The organism is Clostridium sartagoforme (assembly GCF_039521405.1).
GTDB lineage: Bacteria > Bacillota > Clostridia > Clostridiales > Clostridiaceae > Clostridium > Clostridium sartagoforme.
Genome location: NZ_BAAACH010000019.1, coordinates 24,591 through 47,428, shown reverse-complemented (window position 1 = coordinate 47,428; position 22,838 = coordinate 24,591). Strand labels below are relative to the sequence as shown.

Genomic DNA, 22,838 nt, shown 5'->3' with positions numbered 1-22,838 from the left:
TTATTCACTTGCTACTAATGCTTCAAAATCACTTTGTGCTTTTTTAGCTCCTTCTTCTGGTGTTAATGTTCCATCAAATACAGCATTTAATACTCCTATCATTGTTGTCCAATAATATGATATTCTTTTTGTACTTGGCATAGGAACAGAGCTTTTAAATGCTTCAGAATATACTCTTAGTTCTTCATCATCTTTTAATCCTTTTATATTTGATATATCATTTTTTGCAGTAATTCTATATGATTTATCATATAGAATTTGTGCTGCTTCATCTGAAGCTAAGAATAGAGCAAATAATTCTGCTGCTTTAGGATATTTTGAATAAGATGAAACATATGCATTTTGAACTGCACTAAATGATTTCATTTGTTTTCCATCCATAGTAGGTAGTGTTGTAACACCAAAGTTCACATTCTCATTTTTTAATGATTTAATTAACCATGGCCCTATTGGATAATAAGCTGTTTTACCATCTTTAAAATTTTGCTCAAGAAGTGACATTGTCTCCATTTTTAAATCTTCTGACTTAATTGGTATATATTTTTTTAATTCTGCAATTTTTTCTAACCCTTTTGTAAATTCTGTTGTATTAAATCCTGGATTATCTCCATCCTTTCCATCAGATCCAAATAACTCAAAACCATATAAACTTAAGAAAGGATAAGCAGGATACCCATCTGTTGGAACTGTTAAATACCAAAACTTATTTGAGCTAGCATCATTATATTTAAGTGCTTCTTCTCCAATTTGCTCCATAGTTTTAGCAGGTTCCCCCTTAACTAAATCTTTATTATACAGTAATGCATATGTTTCAATAGATACTGGCACTCCATAAACTTTTCCATCATCTGTAACTGTCTTTACAGCAACTTCATTAACTTCATCTTTTATAATGCTTGAAACTTTTTCATCTAATTCTGCTAAAATGCCTGCATCCTTAGCTGTTGTAAATTTATCATGAGCTGCCATAAATACATCAGCTCCATTCCCTGCTGGTCCATCTAACATCATTTTATTAACGGAATCAAGACCATTTTCTTGAACATTAACTTTTACACCATATTTTGCTTGGAAGGCTTCTGCTATAGCACCTCCAAATTCAGCATCTCCAGATAGTGTCCAAAAGGTAATTTCTGCTCCTTCTTCAGGTGTAAGATCACTAGTTTCCTTAGATTTATTATCATCTTCAACTGGAATTTCTTTTTTAGCACATCCACCCATAACACTAATAAACATTGATGATACTAAAAGTAAATTAATTATTTTTTTAAATTTCATTTTCATTCCCCTCCAAATTAACTTTTATCAGCTCCTGCTGAAACACCTTGAACCAAATATTTTTGAAAAATAATAAATACTATCGTAATTGGTATAGCTATAAGTATTGCTCCTGCTGCAAAAATTGTGAAATTAATACTCTCCTTTCCATTTATTAATGCAAATAATCCAACTGCCAATGTCTTAGATTTATCACTAGATAGTAAGATATTAGGCAAAATAAAGTCCATCCACGGAAGCATAAATTGAGATACTGCGCAATAAGTAATAATTGGTTTAGACATAGGAAGTATTATTTTATAAAAAGCTTGGAATTTAGTACATCCATCAATATATGCTGCTTCATCTATTGCAAATGGGACTCCATCTAAATATCCCTTTACTAGCCATGTATTATAAGGGATTGCCCCTACCGAATATACAATTATCATACTAATTGGATTTCCTACTAACCCTAATAATAGAAATAAAGTATATATAGCTGTCATTGATAAAAATGTTGGGAACATAGAAATAATCATAATTGTCATAAGACTTGCTTTTTTGCCCTTAAATTTAAACCTTGACATAATCCAAGAGGTTAGCATTATTAATATTAGTGAAAATATTGTACTAGCAACTGCAATTTTTAATGTATTAAAGAACCATAGCGCATAATTCGTTTCTGCAAAGAGCCTTCTATAATTATCTAAAGTTAAATTAGCAAAATTAATTTTTGTTAATGGCCCACTTCCTTTTTGAAATGAAGATAATATAATCCATAAAACTGGTACAATTACAACTAAAGACATAACAATAAGCTCTAAATTCACTAAAATTCCTGTTATCTTCTTTTTCATAATATTCCTCCTATAATTCCTTGAAGGATACAGTTCTCCTAAAGTTCCAATAAGAGACAGTACCTATAATAATAAATAGTAAAACGCTCATAACAGCTGCAATATCATACATTTGCTGATTTAATGTTAATTTGTATATCCAAGAAATCAAAATATCTGTATCACCTGCAAACTGCATTTTTTCATTTATAGGACCCCCTTGAGTAAGGAAATAAATTGCACCAAATGAATTAAAATTAGCTGCCATACTCATGATCAAGTTTGGAATTGTAGCACGAAATACTAATGGTAAGGTTATTTTCTTAAAAGCTTGAAACTTTCCTGCTCCATCAATATAAGCCGCTTCATAAAGACTTTGATCTAAGTTTGAAAATACACCAAGCATCATAACCATAAACATTGGAAAGCCAAGCCATAGATTAACTACTAATACAGTAACTTTAGCCATATAAGGATCAGATAAAAATGGAATATTCTCTGAAATAATTCCTAAATTTAATAACAAACTATTTAGTGGTCCAAATTGTCCATTTAAAAGATTTCTAAATACTAAAAGTGATATCATTTGAGGAATTGCCCAAGGTAATATTAAAATTGTTCTAAAAAATCTTTTAAATTTTACTGATTTATGATTTAAAAATATTGCTTGTAACATTCCCATAAAATATGATGATAATGTACTTACGAGAGTCCAAATAATTGTCCAAAGTAATACTTTAATGAAAGTTTTCGACCAAATAGGAACTGTAAATAATTTTTTGAAATTAGAGATCCCAACCCAATCTAATAGCTTTCCTGGTGGTAAATGGTCTCTATTATAATTTAGAAATGCTGTTAATACTGAAAATATTATTGGCATAATGACTACAAATAAGAATGCGATTCCTATAGGTATTAGTAACATATAAGGAAAATTTCTATTTTTAACTTTGCTGAAATATTCCTTTGAAGTTACATATTCTCCTGTTTCATCAATTTTTTTACCTGTTATATATGCATCTCTAATGTTAAATATATAAATAGCTACAAATAGACTTAAAGTAAATATAGCTATCACACCATTGATTAATAGCATGGTAGAATGATCCCCATACTTTCCTCCTACCTTTTCCCCTAATGTAACTATTCCCCAAAATCCCTTTACAAAAAAACCACCATGAAGCCTAATTGAGAAATCATTTACATGACCCATAAAATACTCAAGCCAATATCCACTAAATAACTCAATGGTTATCATTAATATTTGTAATGCAAAAATAATAAGTCCTTTTAATCTTTGTTTACAAATGAAAAATTGACCACTCCCCCAGAGAAAAACTGATAAGATTAATGACTTTTTTCTTTTCATCCTAATCTTCCTTTCCACTATAATCTAATCAAAAGCATCTTTTGTTAAGTTAATTTTTATTATTACTTATGCGTTTAACCTATTGAAATTATAGCCTTATTAATTAGTAATATCAATTGATTTTTCTCTATTTAAACAATTTCAGAAATTTAAACAATTCCCATATTATGTGATTAAAATTTAACTTACTTAACTTTTTTTGTTAAGTAAATTTGAAAAGGCTAAAGCTTAGCAATTATAGTTCTAATTAGATATAATATTTTTTTGTTAATTACTTAAAATTTTATATTAATAAAAAAAGAAAATTGCACTTTTGTTTATTTGTACAATTTTCTTAAATATTTTATTTATTTTTTAATGGTTTTATATATGAAACATGATTAATGTTTTTTGTACTTTCAAGTCTCAATAATTTTTCCATGACTTCTATAGCTTTTTCTGCCTTTTCTTTATTACTTACAGTAATTACTTTAGTATCTGATAATAACATAATGTCTCTTTCAGAATTTACAACTACGCAAATATTTTTATTATCTATATAATTTTCTACCTGCATACCTAATACTTCTCCAATAACTAAGCCTTTTTTGTCTTTCCGTTCTTTTAAGAACTCTTTTAAATTATCTTCATATTTATTAATAAATATATCTTTCATAGATATCCTATTTAATACAGTATTTAAAATTCTTTTATTTGAATAATCATCCATAATAACATAATATTCTTTGCCTAAGTATTCCTCTGCCATATCTAAAACTTCATCAAAATCAGTTAGAATCTTACAAAAAATATCGTCTTCTATATACCCATCTATAAAAATTGCAGGCACATAAAATTGATTAGCAATTTCCTTAAATCTTTCCTTATCTAAGTCTACTATAAATACTGCATCAAGAGATCGCTTTTGTCCTATTGTTACATCTTTTGTCATTTCTTTTGTAGGCAATAAAAGTACATCATATCCTAAAGTATTTAATTTTCTTTGTATTTCCCTTGATAAATCATAATACTGATACAATTTACTTTTTTTGTTTTTTGCTTCCATGTTAATTATTATTCCAACCATATAGCTTCTCTTACTAGCTAAAGATTTTGCATTCATATTTGGAACGTATTTAAGTTTATTGGCAGCTTCAAATATACGCATCCTAGTTTCATGACTTATATTTTCCTTACTTGAATAATTTAATACATATGAAACAGTAGCAGTTGAAACTCCAGCTTCCATAGCTATATCTTTCATAGTAACTCTTTTTGTAGACATGTAACCACCTCTATTCTACTTGCTTATGGGCTTAAGTATAGCATTAGTAAATATTTGCTGTCAATTTTTACACCTTATATTGCTTATATATGATTATATCTATTGTGATGAATATTATATAAAATATAAAAGAGGCATATTTCTATACCTCTAATTTTATTTATAAATATTTTTCTTTTCTTTCATTATACATTGTTATTCCAAGAGTTAATGCTAATCCTCCCCATAGAACAATTGCACCTAATGCAAAAAATGAAGTTGCTATTCCAGTCATTATAAATCCTCCTTTTTTCAATTACTCTACTACATTCTTACTCTTCCAATGTCTTTTACTTATTATTAATGCTAAAATTATTCCAAAGCCGATTATACTCCAACCATATGCTAATAGTGCCGATAACTCATATCCTCCATAAGGTGTTTTTACTTCTGTAAGGATACTTTGTACTAACATAAATACTAGTATAGCTGGTGTTACGAATTTTACACAAATATTCCACCACTTACCTATTCTAAAGTATGAAATTTCATTTGTATGATTTCTAACTGTGTCAGGACTAGATATCCAGCCTATCAATATTACTTCTAATAAGCCAACTACAACTATTCCATAGTTATTTATAAAGTTATCTATTATATCTAATAAATATAACCCTGCTCCTGTTGAATATAATATTCCAATTAAGAATCCTATTGTACATATAACTGCAACAACTTTATTTCTTGCCCATCCAAATTTATCTATAAATGGCGCAGATACCGCTTCTATAAGAGAAACTGAAGATGTTATTCCTGCAAATAATAAACATAAGAAGAATAATACGCCTAAAATAACTCCAAGTGTTCCCATTTCCGTAAATACTGCTGGAAATACTACAAATGCAAGACCAACTCCACTTGATACAACTTCATTTATAGGTACTCCTTTTGATGTTGCCATAAATCCTAATATAGAAAATACTGCTATAGCTGATAAAAATTCAAATCCACAATTGGCAAAAGCAGTCATAAATGCACTATTATTTATATCTGTTTTCTCTGGTAAATAGCTAGAATAAGTCATCATTATTCCCATTGCTAAACTAAGAGAAAAGAATACTTGTCCATAAGCAGCAATCCATACCTTGGGCTCCATAACTTTTGACCAATCTGGTGTAAATAAAGTATTTAAGCCTTCTGTAGCTCCTTCTAAATTTACAGATCTTATTGCTATTATTATCATTATTACTACTAATGCTGGCAAAAGAATTTTATTAGCTTTTTCTATTCCACCCTTTATTCCTTTATAGCATATAATCCAGTTTATAAACCAAATTACAGCTATTCCTATTAGTATTGGTAAAATAACTCCACTAAATTTAAATGGTGATTCTGTTAATTTTATAAAATCAACATGAAAAAATGTATTTGTATCACTTCCCCATGCTTTAGTTAAACTAAATCTTAGATAATTTACTGCCCAACTTAAAATCATAGAGTAATATGTTAATATTATAAATGCATTTATAGTTGGCCACCATCCAAGCCATTCCCACTTTTTATTTACTTTAGCAATTGCAAGTGGTGTTGAACCCTTAAACTTATGTCCTAATCCATATTCTAATATTAATAACGGAATACCAGCTGTAAATATTGCAAAGAAATATGGTATTAAAAATGCTCCTCCTCCGTTAGAATATGCTATATATGGAAATCTCCAAATATTTCCTAACCCTACTGCTGAACCTATTGCAGCAATTATAAATCCTAATTTTGATCCCCATTGTTCTCTATTTTCTTCCATAAAATCGCTCCCTTATAAAGTCATAACTTACGTAACTTATTAATATTTAAATATATAATATATCAAATTATCAATAAAATCAATAATTAATTATTAAAATATTATGCTATATTTGACAAATATATCATTTTATCATTTTTATCTATACATAATTGCTACTTTTTTAAAATACATGTCATAAAAGATGTAAAAAATAATCATCTCATAATTTAATAAGATGATTACTTTTAATATTACTCATATTTGTTTATTTTCAAATTTCTAATTTTCTATAAGAAACTCCTTATGTAACTTCCAGTTATTATCTACCCATTTAAATATACTTATATTATCAAAGTAACAATTAAAGTTAAATGAATATTTATTTACATATTCCCATACCTGGTTATATATTGGTGGAACTTTCTTTGAAGTTAATGTAACATGAAGAATTTTATCTTTTCCATCTTTTTTATTAAACTCAATATAGTCAAAATCATTTAAAACATCTATTAATTTATCATGAAGAACTTTACCTTCATTAGACATATTAACATTCATATAAATGACTCTATCATCAAAATGATTATACTTGTTCATTTTAAACTCTGCTTTTTTTTCTTTTTTACTAAACTTATATAAGGCATCTTCTAAATCTTTTATACTTTTATCATATTCAAATGGTGCTTTAATTGTAAAATGCACAGGAAGCTTCGATGATTTGGCTTTAAATTTCTCAAAGATATCTTTTCTCATTTCATCATTAAAGTTACCAGCTTCTCCCTTTACAACGCAAACTATAACATATCTCATAAAGATAAATTTCCTTTCACAAAAATTCTTTAAAAACATAGTTAATTATTGCTTAACTATGTTTTTAAAGAATTTGATTTTTTTAATTTAATGGATATCCTATTTTATATTAATGTTTTTTCTCTATAGGTAAACATTCAATTCTATACCCAATTTCTTTATTAGCCATTCTATAGCCCTTATTTATCATTTCTTCCCTACTCATTTCATTACCTAATAAAGCCTCTATAGTTATTTGTAATCTCTCTGGAAAATATTTATCAAGCAATCTTTCATCAATATATTCTTGATCTTTTATAGAATAATCATCTAAAATATGTTTTACGTTAAATCCATATTCTTGTAAAGCTCTTCCAACTAATATACTTCTATGACATCTTATAGGATCTTGCATAGCCCCCATTAAGGCAATTCTATAGCCCTTATTACAACCATCCTTTAGCCTTTCAATCCCTTTAATAAAATCTTCTTCATGAATAACTTTTTCAAAATCAGAATATCCCTCTTCATTGTAAGAGATTTTATTAAGCCTCTTTGCTGCAAGTTCCTTAGCCATATAAATATATACAAATCCAGCTTTAGTTAAAGTATACTTTATAGTTTCCTTATCAAATTGAACATTATACTTTGAATAAGGTGTTCCTCTAATATCAACAACAGTATCAATATCATAATATCTTAACATATCTATTAATTTTTCAACTGTATAATTTGAATGTCCTATTGTATATATATCCATTAAAACTCACCTCATATCATTATATTTAATTCTCATTTTATAATTAGGTAAATAGTTTTAGTAGTTCTTCCTCTGTTATTGTATTTAAAGTTTCTCCAGTTAAGGTATCTCCATCTATTATTTTGCTTATCAATTCTTTCTTTTCTTCTTGTAGCTTTATTATTTTTTCTTCAATAGTATCTTTAGATATAAGTTTTATTACTTCAACTATATTTTTTTGTCCAAGTCTATGAGCTCTATCTGTGGCTTGATCTTGAACTGCTGGATTCCACCAAGGATCAAAATGGACTACAACACTAGCTGAAGTTAAATTTAATCCAACTCCACCAGCTTTTAAAGAAATTAAGAATATATTTTTATCTCTATTATTAAATTCATTAACTAAATTTATTCTTTCTTTTGCTTTAATACTTCCATCTAAATATAAATAACTAATATTATCCTCTTTTAATTTATTTCCAATATTCTTTAATACAGATGTAAATTGCGAAAATATAATTACTTTTTTATTTGAATCTATAGTTTCTTGTATTATTTCTTTAACTGCTTTTATCTTTGCACTTTCTTCTTTAAAATCATCTATTAATAAAGATGGATCTAAACAAAGCTGACGTAATTTTGTAAGATAAGATAAAATAACTATTTTATTATCTTTAATCTTTTTATTTTCCTTAAGTTTCTTTTTAATATCTTTCATATATGAATTATAAATTTGCTTTTGACTAAAAGTCATTGGTATTAAGTATTCTTTTTCTATTTTATCTGGTAATTCATCTAATACATCTTCTTTTAATCTTCTTAATACAAATGGAGAAATAAGTTCTTTAAGTTCTTTTAAACTTTTGTCATCTCCATTTAAAAACTTATATTTAAATTTTTCTTCATTATACAAATATCCTGGAGTTATAAAATCAAATATTGACCATAATTCTAGTAAATTATTTTCTATTGGCGTTCCAGTTAAAGCTAGTTTACAATTTGCTTTTATAGATTTAACTAACTCTGTGATTTTAGACTTTTTATTTTTAATATTTTGTGCTTCATCTATTATACAAAAATCAAATCTTTTCTCTTCATACCACTTAAAATCACTTCTTAAAGTTCCATAGGTAGTTAGAAGTACATCATATTCTTTATAATTTTCTTTAACTTTCTTTCTTTCACTAACACTTCCATGAATTACTCCTACTTTTAGAGTATCTGCAAATTTTTCAAATTCACTTTTCCAATTATATACTACAGAAGTTGGCGTTATTATTAAACTCTTTTTATTCTTATTTGAAAGTAGTAAAGTTATTGTTTGAATAGTTTTACCAAGCCCCATATCATCAGCTAATATTCCACCAAAGCCTAAGTTTTCTATTGACTTCAGCCAATTATATCCTTTAATTTGATATTCTCTAAGGTTGCCATTTAAATCTTTTGGAACAGCATAGTTTTCTTCTTTATTATTTAATTTATTTACTAGTTCTTTTATTTTTTCTTCTCCAGTTATAAATGGGATGCTTTTATTTCTTATTTTACTGTCTAAATGTATTAGGCTAAATTTATCAACATATATTTCTTCTTTATATACATTATTAAATAAATTTAGCTCTTCTATAGTTTTAAAAAATTCAACTACTTCCGTGTCCTTTAAATCTAAAAAGTTATTTTCTTTTGTTTTATAAAAAGAACTTCCACTTTTTATTCTTTCCATTATATACGCTATTTCACTATAATCTACTTTATCTATCTTATAACCAAAATTATAATAATCATCTATTTCTTCTATTTTACTTATTATATCATTAGATTTTATAAGCTTTATTTCACTAAACTCATTAGATAAAGTTACATCTCCAATTTTACTTAAATTATCTATCCCTTCACTTAATAATATATATTTATCCTCATCATTCCCTATAAATATAAACTTATCTTTATGTTTTATAAACTTATATCTTTCAAGCTCCATTTCTATTTTTTCTTTTGCCCTACTATCTTTTAATCCATTTAAACTATTAGCATAGTTTATATCAATGCTGCAATATATATTGTCATTTTCTTTTTCTATATAAAATCTTGGAGTATTAACTTTATTTATTTCATTTTTTACAGTTTCATCTATAATTATGTCCTTTGAAATTTCACCTACTATAAACAATAATTTCTTTAAATTACTTTCTGTATTTTTATAAATCAAACTATCTTTTCCATCCAATTTATCATATATTGCTTTATAATATTTTAATTGCTTTTTTGTAGGCAAATATATTTTCTTATCATATATCCAAGCCTCTTTTTTGTCATCAATAGGTATTATACTCTTCTTTTGAGATTTTAATATTAAAGCTTCACCTTTTTTCTTTAAAGTAAAAATTAAAGGAATATCTTCTTTATAAATAACTGAGTTATAGTTCATATAATCATAAGTTAAAACTATATTTTTATCATTATCTATTAGTTCTAAAAAACTCCTAAGTTCATCTTTATATAATATAAAGCTTCTAGCATTTACAATTCTACTTTTACCTTCTTTAAATTTCGCTTTTAAAAAATCTATTATTACAGTATTACTCTTGTTAAACTTATTATTTTCATCAAATAAAAATTTACCTAATGATTCTACTGCAATTGTATTTTCTTCTCCCGATCTAAGCTCTAAATGATATTCTTCATTTTTATTTATCTTAACTTGCTTTATCTTTATATCTAATTTTAATATTTTATTATTAATTTCAGATTTTGCTTTATTATGGCCTTCTTTTTCTTTGTTATTTAATGCCGCATAATAAAACTTATATATAGTAGCTACTAAATGGCTGCAAATATAATACTTTGTTTGCTTGCTGTTTTCTTCAAATTGACTACAGCTGCATTTAACATCCATTACATTATTATTTAAATCAAACTTTATATGAGTATTATATTCATTCTTATTTCCCAAAACTCTTCCATATATATGATAAGTATCATTTATCTTTTTACTTACAACCTTAGATACTAACCCATTCTTAAATAAAGCTATTCCGCTATTCTTTGAAATACTAGAACTTAACTTTAACAGTGATTTCATCATAGCCTTTATGCTCATATACATCCCTCCCTTTTAAGCTTACTTAATATTATATATTATTTTATATTACTTCATTTATTTTTTCTTCCTATATTATAACCTTTACTTAATAAAATAGCTTTGTTATTTGGTGTACTTTTATTAAAGTCTATATTTCTTACTTTATAATATATTTTATCAAGGTAAATCTTAATATTGATATTTATTAAATAGAGATCATTATAATACATTAAATTTTATTTTAATAATTCACATAAAAATGAGAGAAGCTTGTACAACTTCTCTCATTTTTAGATGCCTAATATATTTAAGTATATCTATATTTTATATTTAAATATGTAACGGTAATTTTATAATAAATTCAGTTAATGTTTCTTCACTTTTTACTTGTATATTTCCATTATGCTTATTAACTAATTCTTTTACTATATATAAACCAAACCCATTTTCTTTATGTTTATTTTCTTTAGTTGAAAATCCTTGATGAAAAATTTTATCAATTATATCCTTATCTATTTGAGGACCATTATTTTGTATGCTTATAACTATATGATTATAGTTATAAAAGCTTTTAATCATTAACAAACCTCTTCCATTTAAAGCTTCTATAGAATTTCTTAATATATTAGAAATAATTCTTTGTAGATCCATTTCATCTATATTTGTATCTTCTAATTTAGCTTTTTCATCTATTAAAATATCTATATCTATGAAATTAATAGAATTAACTATTCTAGATATAAGAGAATTTTCATCACTTACAACTTTAACTTGTGTTGAAATATTATTTCCCTCTATTACGCTTTTAAATAATTCTCCTAACTTATCATAATTTTTCATTAGATATGCTCCATATAAATATGAAATCTGAGAACCATAATCATGTTTTATTTTTTTCAATTCATTAATCTTATTTTCTAATTCCGTGTTTAAATTATATATTTCACTAGACTTCTTATTTACACTTGCAAAATACCAAGTAACTAAAATAATAAATCCACCTAATAGTAAAAATACTATTTCTTCAAATATTGGATTGTCTTTTCCATTAATAATAAATGATAAAGATATTATAAAATCAAGTATTATTGTTATTATTATAAAAGTAATTATAGATGAAATTCTTGATTTAATCGTTAAAAAGACTTTATACATAAATTTCATATTACTCAAAACAAAATATGAAATAATATATGAAGGGATATAAACAACTAATATCAGTAATAAATTTATATTAGTGCTATCAATAGTTATTACATTACTAACGAAGTTAATTATAATATTACTAACTATTGAGTTTATACAAATTATAAAATATATTATACTAAATCCAATAGTGGCTGATAGCTTATCCTTGTAATAGGGAAGAACCGCCAAAACTAATGATACTATATGCATTATTATAATTGCTAAACTATAATTTCCCATAATAGAAGTAATTAATATTATTACTAAAGATATGCCCCCTATTAATGAAAAGGTTTGTATTTTACTTTTCTTATATTTTTCATCAATGCAATAATTTATCGTCATAATGAACATAGTACATTGAAGAATACTATTAATAATGTCAAAAAAACCAGTGTACATATCCTATATTCCCCTATCTAAATTTTTTAATTGATTGAATTTATTTTATTGTTTTATTTCATAATTATATTTTATTGTTAACTTATTAAATTATACAATATTTCCGTATAATATGCTATGTTTTTTACTTATTATTTAATTATTTAATCTTCTTTTTCGTAAATTTTTAATTCAATTTTATTTTTAATCAAAAGTCATCATAAGTGATTTATTTTTTGAAAACCTTTTCTTTTGTATCTAGATTAATTTAACTTTTATCATATTAAATATATAAAATAATATAAGCCTATAGATTAGATTTTTATATCCACTCCATAGGCTTATATTATTTTAATTTATATATAAGTTAAAGATTTAAAGGTAAATTTATAATGAATTCAGTTAAATCTTCATTACTCTTTACATATATATTACCATTATATTTATCAATCAATTCTTTTACTATGTATAAACCAAAACCATTTTCTCTATATTTGTTTTCCTTAGTTGAGAATCCTTGTTCAAAAATTTTATCAATATTATTTTTATCAATTTTAGGTCCATTATTTTGAATACTCACAACTATATTATTATAGTTATAGAAGCTTTTAATCATTAGCAATCCTTTTCCATTTAATGCTTCAACAGAATTTCTTAATATATTAGAAACTATTCTTTGTAAATCAATTTCATTTATTTTTGTATCTTCTAATTTAGCTTTTTCATCTATTAAAATATCTATATCATTTAAATCAATAGAATTAACTATTCTAGATATGAGAGAATTTTCATAACTTAAAACCTTAACTTGTGTTGAAATATTATTCCCTTCTATTACACTTTTAAAGAGCTCGCCTAACTTATCATAATTTTTCATAAGGTATGCTCCATATAAATATGAAATTTGAGAGCCATAATCATGCTTTATTTTTTTTAATTCATTAATCTTCTTTTCTAATTCTTTATTCAAATTATATATTTCATTTGACTTTTTATTTACAATTGCAAAATACCAAGTAACTGAAATAATAAATATACCTAGTAATACAAATATTACTTCCATAAAAATAGGATTATCTGTACCATTCACAATATATGAAAAAGATATTATAAAATCACATACTATTGTTATTATTATAAAAGCAATTATTGATGAGGTTCTTGATTTAATCATTAAATACACCTTATATATAAATTTCATATTCCTCATAATAAGATATGAAATAATATATGATGGTAAATACATAATTAATATCATTACTAAGCTTATATACTTATTATCTATACTTATAATACTTGTAAATAAAGAAAATATAATAAAACTTACTATTGAAATTATGCAAATTATAAAATATATTATACTAAATCCAATAGTTGCTGTTAGTTTATCTTTATAATAAGGTAAAATTGCTAACATAAGCGATATTATATGCAATATTATTATTGATAAACTATAGTTTCCCATAGCTGAAGTAATTATTATTATTACTAATGATATTATTGCTATTAATGCAATAATTTGTATTTTATTTTTTTTATATTTATGATCAATGCAATAATTTATTGTTATTATAAACATTGAACATTGGATAATACTATTAATAATATCAAAAAAACCAGTGTACATATCTAGGGTCCCCTATCTACTTTTTAGTTGCTTCTCTTTATATCGTATAGCATATTGCTTATACAGATTAACGTCCCCTATCTTAATTTTTTAATTGCTTCCGGCATTTCTTCTGCCCCTATTCCTGCTAATGATGATGGACCTATGTTTATTAACATTGCTGCTAATAATAATGTAAATGATCCTAAATACTTCTTTATTTTCATTGTTCCACCTCCCTATTTTTATCATATTTTAAATACTGTAAATCTCTTTATTGTCCAAACTAATAGTACACCATTCTAGATAGGTTTCCCTTGATATTTATTAAACATTAATATAGCTTGTACTAAAATTGTCCAAACTATTATTTGAGAAGCCCATGTAACTTTAAAAATAATAATTGATACTAAAATTAATGCTAAAGAATTTATAATTCCTATCTTCCTATTCTTTTTAATAAGATCTTCTCTTGTTATTGGCATTCTATTATCTATTATTGGTGCCTTATTATAGATAGAAAATATACTTACTAAATTTAATATAATGCAACCAATTAAATTTAACTTATTAGTTTCAAATAAAACTATTATTATTGCAACTACTATTAACGTAGCAATAAAACATTTTATTTGAGTGTCTTCATGATATCCACCTATAAATGGCTTTGTAATTGACATTATAAATATTATAAGTAAGCTTTCCTTAAAATATCCTAATAAAGAAAATATAAAAATTATTAGTGAAAATTTTATAATTTCATATACAAGAATCTTTAAAGCATACTTAGCTTGTTCTATTTGGTCATTATTATAATTATTATACTTTCCTAAATCATCTACAAACCTATATATTAGCTTTTCTACCATAAAACCCCTTTTTTATTTGTTATATTTTATTTAATATTATATTTCTTATTATATCACTTATTTGTTTATGATTCTACATTTTTCACTGCATTTAGTGGGTATTTTTGTATTAGTTCCAAAAAATAAGATGTTATATAAACTTCTTTATATAACATCACCTTAATCTATAATTTTTCTGTTACATGCTACCTGTTCCCTGATACCTGTCACTTTGTTATGCCCTTACTCTATAAACTGTGAATTACTCTAAGTACTTCTTCCCCGTATTTTTCAAATTTCTTTTCTCCCATGCCTCTAATATTAAGTAATTCTTCCTTGTTTTTCGGAATTTTATTAGTAAGCTCAATAAGAGTAGAATCTGAAAATATAATATATGGTTTGATTCCTAGCGTATTTGCCTTTTCTTTCCTCCATAATCTTAACTTATTAAACAATTCCTTATTTTCCATTTTTTCTTCAATATCTTCGCTTAACTTACAAATTACTTTTTCTTTTGATTTTAGTACTCTTATCGATTTAGGATTTAATTTTAACATTGAGTATGTACCTTCCTTTAAATTTACATATTCTAAATCCAACAATGTCTTAATTAAATCTCTTATAAATTTGCTACTATACTCTTTCATTATCCCATATGTACTTAAATTATCTAACTTATTTTGAATAATTTTAGGGCCTTTAAATCCTCTTAAAATATCAACTAATACAGAAATTCCATACATTTCTCTTGTCCTATAGACACATGATAAAATCATTTGAGATTCTACTGTAAAATCTCTAAGTTCTTCATTATTTAAACAATTGCTGCAGTTATTACAGTATGGTCTTACCTTTTTATCTCCAAAATAGTTTAAAATTAAATTCCTATAACATTTATCATACTCACAGAAATCAACCATATTTTGAAGTTTTCTTATTTCAATTTCTTTTCTTGTATCTCCAGCTGTGGTATATATTAAATATTCTAATGTTCTTATATCTTCTCTATTGTACAAAAGATGGCACTCTGTTTTTTCTCCATCTCTACCACCCCTACCTATTTCTTGATAATAAGATTCAAGATTTTTGCATAATGTAAAATGTATTATATATCTTACATTAGATTTATCAATCCCCATTCCAAATGCATTGGTAGCAATCATTACATTAAAATTATCTTTTAAAAACTCTTCTTGATAATAACTTTTTTCTTCATCTTTTAATCCACCATGATACTTTGCTGCTTCTATTCCTCTTTCCCTTAGATAATAATATAAAGCATCAACTTCTTTTCTTGTTGCACAATAAACTATTCCTGAGCTTTCTTCATGATCCCGTACATAATCTTTTACAAACTCTGCTTTATCTTCTTCTTTATGCACACATATTAATAAATTTTCTCTATCAAAGCTTCCTAAATATATATATGGATTAATAAATTCTAAAAGTTCTAAAATATCTTTTCTGACTTCACTTGTTGCCGTTGCCGTAAATGCAGTAACTACTGGTCTTACATTTAAACTTTTTATAAAAGGAGCTATATACCTATAACTTTTCCTAAAATCATGTCCCCACATTGAAACACAATGCGCTTCATCTATTGCAATTTGACTTATCCAAAGTTTTCTTAACATTTTATTGAAATATTCATTTTCTAATCTTTCCGGGGCTATATACAAAAGTTTGACGTCTCCATCATAACATTTCTTTAATATTTCCTTTATTTCATCTAAACTTTGAGTACTATTTATATATTCAGCCTTTATTCCTATATCATTAATTGAATCAACCTGATCCTTCATTAATGATATTAAAGGAGATATAACTAAAGTAATTCCATTAAAAATTAAAGCAGGAATCTGATAACAAATTGACTTACCTCCACCTGTTGGCATAATGCAAAGGCTATCCCTTCCTCTTAAAATATTCGATATTATCTCATTTTGGCCTTCTCTAAAGGAGTTATATCCAAAATATTTTTCTAAAATCTCCATTGCTTTATTCATAATGTTAATCACTCCTTTCTCCTTAAGATTCTACCATATTTTTCACTTCTTAAAACAGCAATAAAAAAAAATTGCGAAGCAATTTATTCAGTGCACAGTTAACAATTTACAATTCACATTTTCTTGGATAAAGTAACAAGTATAAGATGGTAGATTTTTAAACGAAATACTGACTAAATATATAATCTTAATTTATTTTAAAATAAATTCCATCTTATTTTTGATTATGTTTACGTTTGTTACCTGATACCTGTTCCCTGTTACCTATAAAATGAGAACAACTGTGAACTGTGCCATATGAACTGCGAACTAGAAATTTTACTTCGCAAAATATTACATTTATTGATTTAACATTTTAATTATTTTTTCATTTTGATCTTTTGTCAAATTAAGTTTTTCTGTTACATTTAATAGTTTATCGAAAAGTTCATTTTCTCCTATCAAATTTCTTAAATAACTAGTTATGGAATTACTTATTTCTAAAACTATTTGAAGACCTTCTATTCTTTCTTCATCATTAAGTTCATTTTGCTCTATTGCTCTATATAATATATAGCCGTAAACAGAACATAATTCAACGTAGTCTATTATTTCATCTGATGATATTTTGCTAATCATATATTCAATTTGTACTGGTGAATATTTTTTATAAATATCATTATTTATATTAAAATGTAGAGATGCATTTATAAATTCATCTTTTAGATTATTTGTTACTTTCGTATTTAAGTAATTTAAAACTAGTCTATATATTATAACATTCATTACGATTGTCCCCCTAAATAATTCCTATAATTATAATTTATCATAATATTGCAAATTTTGAAATTGTATTATATAAAATTTATTATATATTTTTATTGACAACTAAAAGAAGTTCATATATTTATAACATTATTTTTAAGTCAGATTTTTAAGATATAATATTTATAATAAGAATCTATATAAAAAAATACCTATGCAACCATAGGTATTTTTTTGTTTATAATATTTCTTTTACAGCCTTTATAATTTCATCACTTGTTAAACCATATTTTTTCATTAATTCATCAGGAGTTCCTGATTCACCAAAAGTATCTTTTATTCCTATAGATTTTACTTTTGTTGGTTCACTACTTGTTACAACTTGAGAAACAGTTGCTCCAAGTCCACCTATTATGGAATGTTCTTCTGCTGTAACTATTCCTTTAGTTTCTTTTGCAGCTTTAATTATTAATTCTCTATCTATTGGTTTAATAGTAGATATATTTATAACTCTTGCATTTATTCCTTCTTCTTTTAGCTTATCAGATGCCTCGATTGCTTTTTGAACCATCATTCCAGTTGCAATTATAGCTACATCATTTCCATCTCTAAGAGTTACACCTTTTCCTATTTCAAATTTATAATTATCATCAAATATATCTTCTGTATTACATCTTCCGAATCTTAAATATACTGGACCTTCAAAGTTAGCTGCTGCTTTTGTAGCTTGCATAGCTTCTCTATGATCAGCTGGTACTATTACAGTCATATTTGGAAGTGCACTCATAAGTGCAATATCTTCAACAGATTGATGTGAACCACCATCTTCCCCAACTGTTATTCCTGCATGAGTTGCAGCTATTTTAACATTCATCTTTGGATAACATATTGAGTTTCTTATAACTTCAAATGCTCTACCTGTAGCAAATACTGCAAAGGTACTAGCAAATGGTATATTACCAACATTAGCAAAACCTGCTGCCATTCCCATCAAATTTTGTTCTGCAATACCAGCATTGAAAAATCTATCCTTAAACATATTCTTAAAATCACATGTTTTTGTAGACTTAGAAAGGTCTGCATCAAGTACTACAACTTTTTCATTTTCTTTTCCTAATTCTACTAATGCCATGCCATATGATTCTCTTGTTGCTTTTCCCATTATAAATACCTCCTATTTAGTAATTTCCATTATAGCTTGTTCTGTTTGCTCTTTGTTAGGTGCTTGTCCATGCCATCCTGCTTGATTTTCCATAAAGCTAACACCTTTACCTTTTACAGTCTTAGCTATTATTACACTTGGCTTTCCTTTAACTTCTTCAGCTTTCTTAAATGCTTCATCTATTGAATCAAAATCATGTCCATCACATTTAATTACATTAAATCCAAAACCACTAAACTTTTCATCTAAAGGATTTATTCCCATTACTTCTTCATTTTTCCCATCAATTTGCAATCCATTAAAATCAACTATTGCAACTAAATTATCTAATTTATAATGAGCTGCTGCCATAGAAGCTTCCCAAACTAAACCTTCTTGAAGCTCTCCATCTCCTAGTATTACATATACCTTTGAATTACTTTTTTGAGCTTTTAATCCCAATGCCATTCCTACAGCATTAGATATTCCTTGACCAAGTGAACCTGTTGATACATCAACCCCAGGAACATGTTTAGAATCTGGATGTCCTTGAAGTAATCCACCTGTTTTTCTTAATGTCTTTAACTCTTCCTTAGGGAAAAATCCCTTTTCAGTTAATACTGAATAAAGCGCTGGAGCCGCATGCCCTTTACTTAAAACAAATCTATCTCTTTCCTCCCATTTAGGACTACTAACATTTATATTCATTTTTTCATAATATAAATATGTTAATATATCAGCACAAGATAATGATCCTCCTGGATGCCCTGACTTTGATTCATAAAGCATTTCAATTATATTTTTTCTAACATTCTTTGATACAGAAATTAAGTTTTCTTTATTCATAACTTACACCACCCAATCTATTTTACTGTTTTTCTCTCAACTAAATAAGGTTTCAAATTTATAACTTTTTTTGTGTTATTATTGTTTTTTGCAATATCCATTAATAGAGCAAAAGCTTCTTTTCCCATATTATAAATAGGTTGTGCAACACTTGTCAATTCTGGTTCTATAAAGGAACAAATCCCAATATTATCATATCCTAATATATTTATGTCTTTTGGTATATTAAAACCTTTTCTTATTAGAAATTTAATTCCACCTATAGCCATTACATCACTACTATAAAATATTGCATCTATTTTTTGATTCCTATCTATTAATCTTTCTGTTGCTTTGATTCCACCTTCTAATGAAATTTCATCTTCCTCTATTAACTCTTGATTAAAAATATTATATTTACTAGCTATTTTACAAAAGTAACCAAGCCTTGAATTAGATATAATTTCATTTTTATTAGAACCAATGAAGGCTATATTTTTACATTCCTTTTTTATTAAATAGTCTAAACCTATTTTTATCCCCTGTTCATTGTCACAAAAAACACCATTGATATCTTCTTCTATATCATCTATATGCCTGTCAACAATTACAAATGGAACTTCATTAGCCTTTAACATATTAATTGAATTATTTTGCTTACTACTTGCTACAAGTATTACCCCATCTACTAACTTACTTATTAATAACCTTATGTATTCCTCTTCTCTTTTTCCGCTATTAAAAGTATTACATAAGATAATGCTATAACCTTCCTTTTCAGCTTCTATCTCTATAGCTTTTGCCATTTCTGCAAAGAATGGATTTTCTATATCTGGAATAACAAAACCTATGGTATAACTTTTTTTGGTACTTAACCCTCTTGCAAATGAATTTGGTATATAGTTAAATTCCTTTGCTGCTTCTAAAATTCTATTTCTTGTTTCTTCTGAAACACTTATATCTTTATTATTTAATACCATTGATGCTGTAGTTCTAGATACATTTGCATATTTTGCTATGTCTAGAAGTGTTATCTTCCTCATAAATTCCACTCCTTATTGCAATTTTACATATAGAATTATATCATAATTTATTAATATTTATTTGACAATTTTGCTAATAATTTTGATTACTTATAATTTTTAAATCTGCTGCTATTTCTTTATCTACTGATTCTCCATTATATATCTTAGAAGCAAGCTCTACTCCTAATGCTCCAATTAGATCTGGTTGTTGTGCAACTGTTGCAATCATTTCACCCTTTTCAACAGCATCTAAAGCATCATCATTCCCATCAAATCCAATGACCATAGCATTTATATTACTTGTTCCTATTGCTTTTGCTGCTCCAAGTGCCATTTCATCATTATGTGCAAACACCACTTGAATATCATCATTACCCTGTATTATATTTTCCATAACTGAAAGACCTTTTTGTCTGTCAAAATCTGCTGCTTGACTTGAAACAAATTTAATATTTGATTTATCATCTAAAATACTATGAAATCCTGCTCCTCTATCTCTAGTTGCTGAGGCACCTGGAATGCCTTGAAGTTCAACTACATTTATAGTAGATTCAGTACCTATTTTTTCTAAAACGAATTCTGCTGCCATGGCTCCGCCCTTTATATTATCTGAAGCAATATGACTTGTAACTTCTCCGCCATTTGATTGTCTATCTAAGGTTATTACTGGTATATTTGCTTCATTTGCAACTTCTACTGATTTAACAACTGCATCACTATCTGTTGGGTTTATTAGCAAGGCTACTACACCAAGTTGTATTAAATCTTCTACATTTGCCCTTTCTTTTGCTGGATCATTTTGTGAATCTAAAACTATTAATTCAAATCCTAGCTTTTCTGCTTCCTTTTCTGCTCCTTCTTTCATGCTAACAAAGAAAGGATTATTTAAAGTTGATAAAACTATTCCAACTTTTTTGTCACTATTTCTTTTTGAGCATCCTATAAAGAAACTCATTGAAATTATGGCTGCTAGAGAAAATGCTAATATCTTTTTTATACCTTTCATGTTATCTCCTCCTATTTCAATTATGCTTTCTTTCTGCTCTTTTTATCTAATAATACAGCTATTAAAATAACTAATCCTTTTACTATTGATTGATAAAATGGTGATACATTCATTAAGTTTAATCCATTATTTAGAACTCCTATGATAAGAGCACCTATTAGAGTTCCTGTTATTTTTCCTTCTCCACCTGAAAGTGATGTACCACCAATAACTACTGCTGCTATTGCATCTAATTCAAATCCTGTTCCTGCGTTAGGTGATGCTGATCCTATTCTGCTAGTTATAATTACACCTGCAATTGCTGATGCAAAGCCTGAAACTACATATACTAAAGTCTTAATTTTATCTGTATTTATGCCTGATAATCTAGCTGAGTCCTCATTTCCACCTAGAGCATAAAGATATCTTCCAAATCTTGTTTGTGATAATACATAAATTGCTATTATGGAAACTATTACAGTAATTATAACTGGAATTGGTATAAATCCTAATTTTCCATTACCTATATTGACAAACTTCTCTGCTAACTTTGAGATTGGAGTTCCATTTGTAAAGACTAAAGTTGCACCTCTAAATACTGTCATTGTTGCAAGCGTTGCTATAAATGCTTGTAACTTACCTTTTGAAATCAATAGCCCATTTACTAACCCTATTGCTATACCAACTAATGCTGCAACTATTACTGCAAGTGTAACACTTCCTGTTGATTTTATTATTGATGCTGATAATGCTCCACTAATTGCTAAAGTTGAACCAACTGACAAATCTATTCCACCAGTTAAAATTACAAAAGTCATACCTACTGCAATTATTGCATTAACTGAAACTTGTGTAAAAACATTTGTAATATTTGATATTGTTAAAAATGCTGGTGTAACAAATGTGATTATTACACATAGTAATACTAAGCCTATAAGTGATTTATATTTAGATACAGTCTCTTTTATATTAATATTCATAATTTTAT

20 protein-coding genes are annotated in these 22,838 nt (G+C 26.3%); all 20 read right to left on the bottom strand.

The genetic code is table 11. From position 1 onward, the window contains the following. Positions 1-1,278 carry a sugar ABC transporter substrate-binding protein gene (locus ABDZ60_RS09225; RefSeq protein WP_016208980.1) on the bottom strand — a complete coding sequence of 426 codons (1,278 nt, stop codon included), beginning with the start codon at positions 1,276-1,278 and terminating at the stop codon, positions 1-3. Between the two features lie 17 nt (positions 1,279-1,295). Beyond that, positions 1,296-2,117, bottom strand: coding sequence for a sugar ABC transporter permease (locus ABDZ60_RS09220; RefSeq protein WP_016208981.1), 822 nt, complete (start codon positions 2,115-2,117; stop codon positions 1,296-1,298). Positions 2,118-2,127: 10 nt separating this feature from the next. Then, complete coding sequence (locus tag ABDZ60_RS09215) at positions 2,128-3,465, bottom strand: carbohydrate ABC transporter permease (protein ID WP_016208982.1); 1,338 nt, start codon at positions 3,463-3,465, stop codon at positions 2,128-2,130. Positions 3,466-3,808: 343 nt separating this feature from the next. Beyond that, on the bottom strand, positions 3,809-4,729 hold the full coding sequence (locus ABDZ60_RS09210) for a LacI family DNA-binding transcriptional regulator (RefSeq protein ID WP_016208983.1): 921 nt from the start codon (positions 4,727-4,729) through the stop codon (positions 3,809-3,811). Positions 4,730-4,889: 160 nt separating this feature from the next. Next, complete coding sequence (locus ABDZ60_RS09205; protein ID WP_016208984.1) at positions 4,890-5,003, bottom strand: MetS family NSS transporter small subunit; 114 nt, start codon at positions 5,001-5,003, stop codon at positions 4,890-4,892. Positions 5,004-5,024: 21 nt separating this feature from the next. Next, positions 5,025-6,512: a sodium-dependent transporter gene (locus ABDZ60_RS09200; RefSeq protein ID WP_047000277.1), complete on the bottom strand. Its 1,488-nt coding sequence runs from the start codon at positions 6,510-6,512 to the stop codon at positions 5,025-5,027. Positions 6,513-6,773: 261 nt separating this feature from the next. Further along, entirely contained in the window at positions 6,774-7,304 is a 531-nt protein-coding gene (locus tag ABDZ60_RS09195; protein WP_343777669.1) for a 2'-5' RNA ligase family protein, read from the bottom strand. Between the two features lie 109 nt (positions 7,305-7,413). Then, entirely contained in the window at positions 7,414-8,043 is a 630-nt protein-coding gene (locus tag ABDZ60_RS09190; protein ID WP_343777667.1) for a DUF488 domain-containing protein, read from the bottom strand. A gap of 43 nt (positions 8,044-8,086) precedes the next feature. Next, positions 8,087-11,119, bottom strand: coding sequence for a DEAD/DEAH box helicase (locus tag ABDZ60_RS09185; RefSeq protein ID WP_343777665.1), 3,033 nt, complete (start codon positions 11,117-11,119; stop codon positions 8,087-8,089). A 312-nt stretch (positions 11,120-11,431) separates the two neighbouring features. Continuing rightward, positions 11,432-12,691, bottom strand: coding sequence for a sensor histidine kinase (locus ABDZ60_RS09180; RefSeq protein WP_343777663.1), 1,260 nt, complete (start codon positions 12,689-12,691; stop codon positions 11,432-11,434). A gap of 346 nt (positions 12,692-13,037) precedes the next feature. After that, on the bottom strand, positions 13,038-14,297 hold the full coding sequence (locus tag ABDZ60_RS09175) for a sensor histidine kinase (protein WP_343777661.1): 1,260 nt from the start codon (positions 14,295-14,297) through the stop codon (positions 13,038-13,040). A gap of 77 nt (positions 14,298-14,374) precedes the next feature. Next, complete coding sequence (locus ABDZ60_RS09170) at positions 14,375-14,503, bottom strand: hypothetical protein (RefSeq protein ID WP_278245141.1); 129 nt, start codon at positions 14,501-14,503, stop codon at positions 14,375-14,377. Positions 14,504-14,578: 75 nt separating this feature from the next. Then, on the bottom strand, positions 14,579-15,145 hold the full coding sequence (locus tag ABDZ60_RS09165; RefSeq protein WP_047001710.1) for an accessory gene regulator ArgB-like protein: 567 nt from the start codon (positions 15,143-15,145) through the stop codon (positions 14,579-14,581). A gap of 227 nt (positions 15,146-15,372) precedes the next feature. Continuing rightward, positions 15,373-17,130: a DNA helicase RecQ gene (gene recQ, locus ABDZ60_RS09160; protein WP_047001711.1), complete on the bottom strand. Its 1,758-nt coding sequence runs from the start codon at positions 17,128-17,130 to the stop codon at positions 15,373-15,375. Positions 17,131-17,469: 339 nt separating this feature from the next. Continuing rightward, on the bottom strand, positions 17,470-17,895 hold the full coding sequence (locus ABDZ60_RS09155) for a hypothetical protein (RefSeq protein WP_016208993.1): 426 nt from the start codon (positions 17,893-17,895) through the stop codon (positions 17,470-17,472). Between the two features lie 217 nt (positions 17,896-18,112). After that, complete coding sequence (locus ABDZ60_RS09150; RefSeq protein ID WP_047001712.1) at positions 18,113-19,036, bottom strand: transketolase family protein; 924 nt, start codon at positions 19,034-19,036, stop codon at positions 18,113-18,115. Between the two features lie 12 nt (positions 19,037-19,048). After that, positions 19,049-19,861 (bottom strand): transketolase, encoded by an 813-nt coding sequence (locus ABDZ60_RS09145; RefSeq protein WP_047001713.1) that lies wholly within the window; start codon positions 19,859-19,861, stop codon positions 19,049-19,051. 17 nt (positions 19,862-19,878) lie between these two features. Next, a complete protein-coding gene (locus tag ABDZ60_RS09140; RefSeq protein ID WP_047001714.1) occupies positions 19,879-20,883 on the bottom strand; it encodes a LacI family DNA-binding transcriptional regulator in 1,005 nt (334 codons plus the stop codon). A gap of 73 nt (positions 20,884-20,956) precedes the next feature. Further along, the gene (gene rbsB / locus ABDZ60_RS09135) at positions 20,957-21,871 is read right to left on the bottom strand and encodes a ribose ABC transporter substrate-binding protein RbsB (RefSeq protein ID WP_047001715.1); all 915 of its coding nucleotides are present in this window, start codon (positions 21,869-21,871) and stop codon (positions 20,957-20,959) included. 20 nt (positions 21,872-21,891) lie between these two features. Beyond that, the gene (locus tag ABDZ60_RS09130; protein ID WP_047001716.1) at positions 21,892-22,830 is read right to left on the bottom strand and encodes an ABC transporter permease subunit; all 939 of its coding nucleotides are present in this window, start codon (positions 22,828-22,830) and stop codon (positions 21,892-21,894) included. Positions 22,831-22,838: the final 8 nt, after the last annotated feature.

What these genes read in the sequence shown, in the direction of transcription:
- ABDZ60_RS09225 (WP_016208980.1), bottom strand. Translation starts at nt 1,278, where the DNA reads ATGAAATTTAAAAAAATAATTAATTTACTTTTAGTATCATCAATGTTT.
- ABDZ60_RS09220 (WP_016208981.1), bottom strand. Translation starts at nt 2,117, where the DNA reads ATGAAAAAGAAGATAACAGGAATTTTAGTGAATTTAGAGCTTATTGTT.
- ABDZ60_RS09215 (WP_016208982.1), bottom strand. Translation starts at nt 3,465, where the DNA reads ATGAAAAGAAAAAAGTCATTAATCTTATCAGTTTTTCTCTGGGGGAGT.
- ABDZ60_RS09210 (WP_016208983.1), bottom strand. Translation starts at nt 4,729, where the DNA reads ATGTCTACAAAAAGAGTTACTATGAAAGATATAGCTATGGAAGCTGGA.
- ABDZ60_RS09205 (WP_016208984.1), bottom strand. Translation starts at nt 5,003, where the DNA reads ATGACTGGAATAGCAACTTCATTTTTTGCATTAGGTGCAATTGTTCTA.
- ABDZ60_RS09200 (WP_047000277.1), bottom strand. Translation starts at nt 6,512, where the DNA reads ATGGAAGAAAATAGAGAACAATGGGGATCAAAATTAGGATTTATAATT.
- ABDZ60_RS09195 (WP_343777669.1), bottom strand. Translation starts at nt 7,304, where the DNA reads ATGAGATATGTTATAGTTTGCGTTGTAAAGGGAGAAGCTGGTAACTTT.
- ABDZ60_RS09190 (WP_343777667.1), bottom strand. Translation starts at nt 8,043, where the DNA reads ATGGATATATATACAATAGGACATTCAAATTATACAGTTGAAAAATTA.
- ABDZ60_RS09185 (WP_343777665.1), bottom strand. Translation starts at nt 11,119, where the DNA reads ATGAGCATAAAGGCTATGATGAAATCACTGTTAAAGTTAAGTTCTAGT.
- ABDZ60_RS09180 (WP_343777663.1), bottom strand. Translation starts at nt 12,691, where the DNA reads ATGTACACTGGTTTTTTTGACATTATTAATAGTATTCTTCAATGTACT.
- ABDZ60_RS09175 (WP_343777661.1), bottom strand. Translation starts at nt 14,297, where the DNA reads ATGTACACTGGTTTTTTTGATATTATTAATAGTATTATCCAATGTTCA.
- ABDZ60_RS09170 (WP_278245141.1), bottom strand. Translation starts at nt 14,503, where the DNA reads ATGAAAATAAAGAAGTATTTAGGATCATTTACATTATTATTAGCAGCA.
- ABDZ60_RS09165 (WP_047001710.1), bottom strand. Translation starts at nt 15,145, where the DNA reads ATGGTAGAAAAGCTAATATATAGGTTTGTAGATGATTTAGGAAAGTAT.
- recQ (WP_047001711.1), bottom strand. Translation starts at nt 17,130, where the DNA reads ATGAATAAAGCAATGGAGATTTTAGAAAAATATTTTGGATATAACTCC.
- ABDZ60_RS09155 (WP_016208993.1), bottom strand. Translation starts at nt 17,895, where the DNA reads ATGAATGTTATAATATATAGACTAGTTTTAAATTACTTAAATACGAAA.
- ABDZ60_RS09150 (WP_047001712.1), bottom strand. Translation starts at nt 19,036, where the DNA reads ATGGGAAAAGCAACAAGAGAATCATATGGCATGGCATTAGTAGAATTA.
- ABDZ60_RS09145 (WP_047001713.1), bottom strand. Translation starts at nt 19,861, where the DNA reads ATGAATAAAGAAAACTTAATTTCTGTATCAAAGAATGTTAGAAAAAAT.
- ABDZ60_RS09140 (WP_047001714.1), bottom strand. Translation starts at nt 20,883, where the DNA reads ATGAGGAAGATAACACTTCTAGACATAGCAAAATATGCAAATGTATCT.
- rbsB (WP_047001715.1), bottom strand. Translation starts at nt 21,871, where the DNA reads ATGAAAGGTATAAAAAAGATATTAGCATTTTCTCTAGCAGCCATAATT.
- ABDZ60_RS09130 (WP_047001716.1), bottom strand. Translation starts at nt 22,830, where the DNA reads ATGAATATTAATATAAAAGAGACTGTATCTAAATATAAATCACTTATA.